The following is a 6,323-nucleotide window of genomic DNA, read 5'->3' on the forward strand; positions in this document are numbered from 1 at the left end:
AAGCCGTGCCGATGAAGGCACGGAGTGGATGCCTCCAGCAGTCCGAGTCATCCGTAAATCGCTGGCGCGGCATCCACCCGCGGTGGATGATCCGCAGGGTATGGGCCGGTGAGCCCTCTCCTCCTGTTGCGAGGCGGTTGTGATGACCGTTGGCGAGTCCAAGCCCTCCGGATCCCGGCCCGTGGTCCGCGCGGCCGCCGGAAGGCTGCGCCGCAGCCGGGAGGCGGGTGTGGCGGTCTTTCGCGGCATCCCGTTCGCCGAGCCCCCGGTCGGCGTGTTGCGCTTCGCCGCGCCGAGCGGTGCGGGGCTGGAGCGGGGTGCGGGATACCCTTTCGTACGGCCCTCCGCCCCCGCAGGGTGGGCACTTCGGCATTGACGCGCTGTCGCGGAGCTGCCGGTGACGGTGTGGATCCAGGTCGGCGCCTACGTGATCGGTATGTCCGGCCTCCTCGAGTACGACGGTGGCCGGCTCGCGCGGGACGGTGGCGTGGTGGTTGTCACTTTCAACTATTACGTGGGGATCGAGGGCTTCGCGCAGATGGAGGGGCCCCTCCCAACCGGCGTCTGCTCGACCAGGTCGCCACTCTCGAATGGGTGCGCGACAACATCCGGGCTTTCGGCGGCGACCACGACCGGGTCACGGTTTTCGGTCAGTCGGCGGGTGAGGGATCGCTCGCCGCGCTGCTCGCCGGATCTTGCCGCGGACATCACTGCCGCCTGCGCCGCCGAGCTGGGGCTGCGGCCCACGGTGCCCGACCTGTCCCGCCTTACCCCACGCCGTCTGTGCGCCGCCGGTGACACGGTCGGCGCCAAGATGGGCCAGTGGGGGCAACGCTAGGGCCGGCCCGCGCGCAGAGCGATCCCCTTCTCGCCCGTCGTCGACGGCGAGGTCCTGGCCGTCACACCGTGGCAGGCCCTGACCGACGGCGCCGGCCGCGACATCGAACTCCTCGTCGGACACACCCGCGACGAGCAGCGCCTGTTCACCGCCATCGACGGTCTGCTCGGTGAGGTGAGCCAGGAGCAGGCGGCGAACGCCCTCCAGGTATTCGCACCCGGCCCGGACGGCGCACGCCGCTACCGCGACGCCTTCCCGGCGGCGAGCCCGGACGAGCTGTACGAACTGGTCCATTCCGACTGGCTGTTCCGCATGCCGTCGCTCCACCTCGCCGAGGCCCAGACGGCTGCCGGGGGCCGCGCGCATGTCTACGAGCTGGCCTGGCCGGCCCCCGGCATGGGCGGCGCCCTCGGCGCCTGCCACGGCCTCGACGTACCACTCGTCTTCGGCAACCTGAACCGCGGCCAGCCTGCCATGCTGATCGCTGAAACACCCTCCCCGGAGGCAGAGGCCCTGCCGCCCGGATGCGCGCCGCATGGGCATCGTTCGCCGCCCACGGCGACCCCGGCTGGCCCGCGTACGACATCGGTCAACGCCTTGTTCAGCTCTTCGACACTCGGTCGGGTCACCGCCTACCCGGAAGAGCCCTCTCGCCTGATCTGGCAGAGCCACACCTTCCCCGCGCTGCCGCTGATCAGCCGGTAACTCCGACCACCCCGGTCGGCCGGGGCTACTGCTTCTGTTTCGAGCGTGGACTCGAGAATGCCTGGGCCGCGCTGGCGCCATGGATCTCGCGACCATACCCTGTCGCCGTGAACCCCGTGGCACGTCGGTCCGGTGGCGCCCGGCTGCAGACCCGATGTGGCCTGCCGTGACCCGACCGTTACTGAACTGACATACCGGACAGTCGGTAGCCCCCTTACGTACGCCGCTACCCCGGCCAGTAGCGTACGCGCTCCGACCGCGACACATCTCCCTGCGCCCGACGGGCGACAGGGCCACCGGGTCTCCGCCGACACGGTCGCCGTGCTGCGGGAGGAAGCCTTCAGTCTGCAGGCCAACGCCAAGACCATCGAGGGTGCTCAGCACCCCGACCGGACCCATTTCCACTACCTCAATGAGCAGGCACGAGACCACAGGGACGCCGGTGACCCGGTGATCAGTGTGGACAGCAAGAAGAAGGAGCTGATCGGCGCTACAAGAACGCTGGGCACGAATGGCGGCCCGCAAGGCAGCCCGTAAGGGTCAAGACGCACGACTTCCCCGGCCAGGCCGAGAAAGCGGGCGTTTACAACCGACTGCGGATGTGGGCTGTGGACGGCACCTGGGAGCAGGTGTTCACCGCCTTGGTGGCTCAGGCCGACACGGACGAGGACCTGAACTGGGCCGTCTCGGTGGACTCCACGATCGTGCGGGCTCACCAGCACGCGGCCAGGGCCCGCAAAAGGGGCCCCGGCCGGTGAGCCAGACGACCACGCCATCGGCCGGTCCCGCGGCGGACTGACCACAAAGATCCATCTTGCTGCCGACGACCGTTGCCGGCCCCCGGTCTTCCTTCTCACCGCCGGCCAGGCCGGCGACGCGCCCGCCCTCCCGGACGTGATGGCCCGACTGCGCGTTCCGCGGCACCGTGGACGGCCCCGCACGAGGCCGGGCGTGGTCCTTGCCGACAAGGCGTACCCCTCGCGCGCGATCCGCGATCACCTGCGCAGGCGCGGCATCCGCGCGGTGATCCCCGTTCCGGCGGACCAGCAAGGTCACCGAAAGCGTCGGGGAAGCCGGGGAGGCAGGCCACCTGCCTTCGATCGCGAGGCCTACAAGCAGCGCAACACGGTCGAGCGGTGCATCAACCGCCTGAAGCAATGGCGCGGCATCGCCACCCGCTACGAGAAGACCGCCACCATCTATCTGGCCGGACTCCACATCGCAGGCATCCTCTGGTCAGCACGCTGATCCAAACGAGACTGCCTACCTTTTTTGAGTTTTCCGTAAGTTCTGTGGTGTTTGGGGATGAATGGTCAGGCCGGTGTGGGCGAGTAAGGATCACGGGAGTTGCTCGCTGGAGCAGACTCGGCGGATGCCGCGTTCGGCTGCGTCAGCGACATCGGCGAGGTGGTCGCCGGCGAGGTTGGCCAACTCGCGGGTCTTGATGGCCGACCACAGCAGTTCGACCGGGTTGAGTTCGGGTGCGTAGGCCGGCAGCCGCTCGAGGGTGAGCCAGTCCTGCTCGGCCACCCAGGCCCGCATGCCCCGACTCCAGTGGGCGGACAGTCCGTCCCATACCAACACCACCGACTCACCGGCGTAGAAGGTCTTGATCTGTTCCAGCACCTCGATCAGGGAAGTGGTGTCGTAGCTGCCCGGCTTGAGGTGGAAGCACAGCCGCGGGCCGCGATCGAGGTCGGCGGCGTGATAGCCCAGCGCGGCGGCCATCCCGGCTCGTTTCCAGTTCAGCCGGTGCCGCAAGAGCGGAGTGCGGCCGCGGGGTGCGTAGCTGCGACGCACCTCGGGCAGCAGCGACACGCCTGATTCATCGAAGAACACGATCCAGGCACGTTTCTTCACCGCCCCCTTTTGATGCGCGGCCACTCCTGGGCGACCCATCGGGCGATCTCGGACTCGTCCCGCTCGATGGCCTGGCGCCTGGGCCGCTGCAGACTCCACCCCAGCCGCCCGGTCAGCAGGCGCCATACCGAGGCCCGGGCCAACCTCACCCCGGTCACCCGCTCAACCACCACGCCGACCCGTCCCAGCGTCCACAGGTCCGCCTCGAACCCGTGAGCCTGAGCGCCCTGCTCCAGCACAGTCCGAACCGCTTCGACCTGGGCGTCATCCAGCTTGGGCGGCCGACCGGTAGCCGGACGCCGCCGCAATGCCTGAACCCCGCCCTGCTCCCACAGACGTCTCCACCGGCGCACACTCTCGGGATGCATCCCCACTGCCCGGGCAACCTCGGATGAAGGACCTCTCTGCTCGAACAACTCAGCCGCACGCATGCGACGGGCCTCGGCCAACTGCGGCGGCGTCAACGGCAGAACGGAGACATCAGCAACAGCATCCTGCGGCTCGGAAGACACCCCATCATGCTCACACTGCTAAAGCCCTTGCACCCACACAACTAACGAAAAACTCAAGTAAAGGCTGGCACCAGCCGCGCGGACCGGGCGCGCGGCCGCTGGCCGGAGCCGGACGACACCGAGCATGCGGGTAAACCGCTGGTACGGGCAGACCGTCATGACGGCCTATGTCGTGCCGTCGACGCCAGGGGGTTTCCTACAGAACGCAGTCTCAGCCGCTCGGACGTCCCGGACGCGGTTGCTCCCAGCCTGATCGAGTGGCGCGCACCCACGCGTCGAATTGGGCCACGATCTCTTCATCGCTCAGTTGGTCGGTCTCAGCACTTCTGCGGAGCACGGCGATGACGCGGCGCTCCCCGTCTTCGTGGCTGATCACGCGGTGCTCAGCTAGAGACACAGGCCCTCCCTCGATGCAGGGGCTCAGCGTGCACTGCGTCCGGATGGCTGGCAAGGATGCGTGCACGCTTAAACGGGCCGCACCGCTTTCAGTAGTGAAGCAACGTAGGCGACGTACAGGCGGGTCGCCCCGTCGACGTCGTTGGTATACGCGTCGTAGGCCGGTGGTCCGTAGTGGCCCTCGCTCGCCCTCGCCGGCCTGGACCGAGCGGAGCATGATCGCGGCAGCGTACGGGGTCTCATAGTCGGCCACCGGCAGGTAGACGCCGGGCATTCCCGGAGGGCCTCTGCCCGCGAGTGGTTGACGAGGGGGCAGCGCCGTGGCGGTCACTGGGTGTCTCCTTGGGACGGGGCTGGAGATGGGGACGGAGGTCACGTGTTGGAGGAGACGGGCCCCAGCAACTGGGCGAGCTGACGGAACTTGTTCTGCTGGTCGCCACGGAGTCGGTCCTGCCCGACAGCAAAACTCCACGCGTACGAACGGAACGGTTCAGCGTTCCGGCCTGGCTGCGCATCCTCGTCGCCGGTTGGCCAGCGCTGGCCTTCCTCGGCGGCACCCTGCTCGTCCACCAGCCCACCGAGCCGGCACCGCAACCGGCGCCCGGCTGCTCCTGCTCCCACGCCGATGGTCGACCGCCCCGAGGCGCCGGACGAGGGACCGGAGATCGCCCCGGCGAGCCCGTCCCGGCTCTGCCGGTGGTCAAGCTCACCCCGGCGCAGATTCGGGTGTTCATGGCCACGCTGACCCGCGAGAAGGTCGGCGCCTCGGCCCGCTTCAAGGTTCTGCGCGTGCTCCGCAACGCCCCGGCCAGCGCCTGCCTGCGTTCGGTGCGAGCCCACCAGCTCTACGCAGCGAGGTGCTCGGGCTCCGCAGCCAGGACATCGACCTCGAAGCCGACCACTACCCCGGTCAAGCAGGTACAGCGGGTCACGGGCGTGGGCCTGGTCCTCGAAGATCTCAAGACGGCGTCCTCCACAGGCCGTGCTCCCGCTCCCGGAGTTCTGCGCTCGCGTCCTTGAGGAGCGCCGGGAGCTCCAGGAGCGGGCACGAAAGATCGCCGGTGGGCGCTAGGTACGGCACACCTGCGGGACCCTGCTCGCCTTCCTGCAGGTGCACCCCGAGGTCGCTCAGGCGATCCTCCGGCACAGCCAGATCAGCATGACCCTCGATGTCTACGCGCACGTCGTCGGCGACAGTGAACGTGAAGCGGTGGACATGCTGGCCGAGCTTCTGAAAGATCCACTCATCGGCTGATGTCTGCCGTGAATGTCAAAGACCCGCAGGCGGTATCGACTGGGGGTATTCATGCTGGTGGGGCTAACAGGATAAGGATTTGAACCTGTGGCCTCACCCTTATCAGGTCGCTCAGGGGGTTTCGGGGACATGGACCAACCACCCGCATCCTCGGCTGATCGTTCGGTGAAGTTCAGCGCTCAGTGCAGGGGCTCGCGCCTGTTGGTGTCAGCCGCTGATGTCAACCGTACGGCGCGGTCTTGCCAAGAGTGACTGCTTCAGTACCTCAGGCGGGCCTTGTCCCCGTTGATTCGCAAGAAGAAGCGATTGATCGGCTCGCCTCCAGCAACCGGCACGAGAACGAGCCCAAGATCAACAATCGGCTTGAGTGCCGCAGCTGTCCGACTCCCATCGGCGTCCGGCCCTTGCACCGCGGCCCAGGCCTCGAAGAGCGGCCGGACCGGTTCCCAGCCCGGGCCGGGGCTGAAGGCGCAGAGGTAGTGCGGCATATCTATGTCGTAGACCGCCAGGGAGCCCACGAGCTCGTCGCCGCGCATTAGGCGCCATGTGCCGCTCACTGTGCCCTCCCCTGCCGAGTGTGCCCGCACAGTACCGCGCGGTCGGCGTAGCGACTTTGGCCGGGAGCTGCTTTGGCGCGAGTGATCATGGCCCCTTACGCTTTAACTGGCTCTAACAAAAGCTGCTGATCATGAGACTGTCGGCCCTTTTGCTCGTAGGTCTGGGTATGGGAAACCGTCAGTCGCGGCCGTGGGTCGTG

The 6,323-nt window shown here is 68.0% G+C and carries 5 protein-coding genes and 4 pseudogenes; 6 read left to right on the top strand and 3 right to left on the bottom strand.

The features are described from left to right. Positions 1-142 precede the first annotated feature (142 nt). From AB0412_RS24935 to AB0412_RS24945, 3 pseudogenes are all read left to right on the top strand, one after another. Positions 143-1,543 (top strand): annotated as a pseudogene (locus tag AB0412_RS24935) (carboxylesterase family protein). A 285-nt stretch (positions 1,544-1,828) separates the two neighbouring features. Further along, positions 1,829-2,100 (top strand): annotated as a pseudogene (locus AB0412_RS24940) (ISAzo13 family transposase); the annotation flags it as partial. A 126-nt stretch (positions 2,101-2,226) separates the two neighbouring features. After that, positions 2,227-2,791, top strand: a pseudogene (locus tag AB0412_RS24945) (IS5 family transposase); the annotation flags it as partial. A gap of 90 nt (positions 2,792-2,881) precedes the next feature. Here the strand turns inward: AB0412_RS24945 and AB0412_RS24950 are convergent. After that, complete coding sequence (locus tag AB0412_RS24950; RefSeq protein ID WP_366404784.1) at positions 2,882-3,403, bottom strand: transposase; 522 nt, start codon at positions 3,401-3,403, stop codon at positions 2,882-2,884. Further along, complete coding sequence (locus AB0412_RS24955; protein WP_366404785.1) at positions 3,400-3,915, bottom strand: winged helix-turn-helix domain-containing protein; 516 nt, start codon at positions 3,913-3,915, stop codon at positions 3,400-3,402. The genes AB0412_RS24950 and AB0412_RS24955 overlap by 4 nt, the downstream gene beginning before the upstream one ends. An 891-nt stretch (positions 3,916-4,806) precedes the next feature. Here AB0412_RS24955 and AB0412_RS24960 point away from each other — a divergent pair. The 3 genes and pseudogenes from AB0412_RS24960 to AB0412_RS24970 form a co-directional block, all read left to right on the top strand. After that, a pseudogene (locus AB0412_RS24960) lies at positions 4,807-4,905 on the top strand (SpdA protein); the annotation flags it as partial. Between the two features lie 102 nt (positions 4,906-5,007). Then, complete coding sequence (locus AB0412_RS24965; protein ID WP_366404796.1) at positions 5,008-5,331, top strand: hypothetical protein; 324 nt, start codon at positions 5,008-5,010, stop codon at positions 5,329-5,331. Positions 5,332-5,422: 91 nt separating this feature from the next. Next, positions 5,423-5,566: a hypothetical protein gene (locus AB0412_RS24970; RefSeq protein WP_366404786.1), complete on the top strand. Its 144-nt coding sequence runs from the start codon at positions 5,423-5,425 to the stop codon at positions 5,564-5,566. Positions 5,567-5,823: 257 nt separating this feature from the next. Here AB0412_RS24970 and AB0412_RS24975 read toward each other — a convergent pair whose 3' ends face one another. Further along, complete coding sequence (locus AB0412_RS24975; RefSeq protein WP_366404787.1) at positions 5,824-6,123, bottom strand: hypothetical protein; 300 nt, start codon at positions 6,121-6,123, stop codon at positions 5,824-5,826. Positions 6,124-6,323: the final 200 nt, after the last annotated feature.

This window comes from Streptomyces sp. NPDC052012, from assembly GCF_040689265.1.
Lineage (GTDB): Bacteria > Actinomycetota > Actinomycetes > Streptomycetales > Streptomycetaceae > Streptomyces.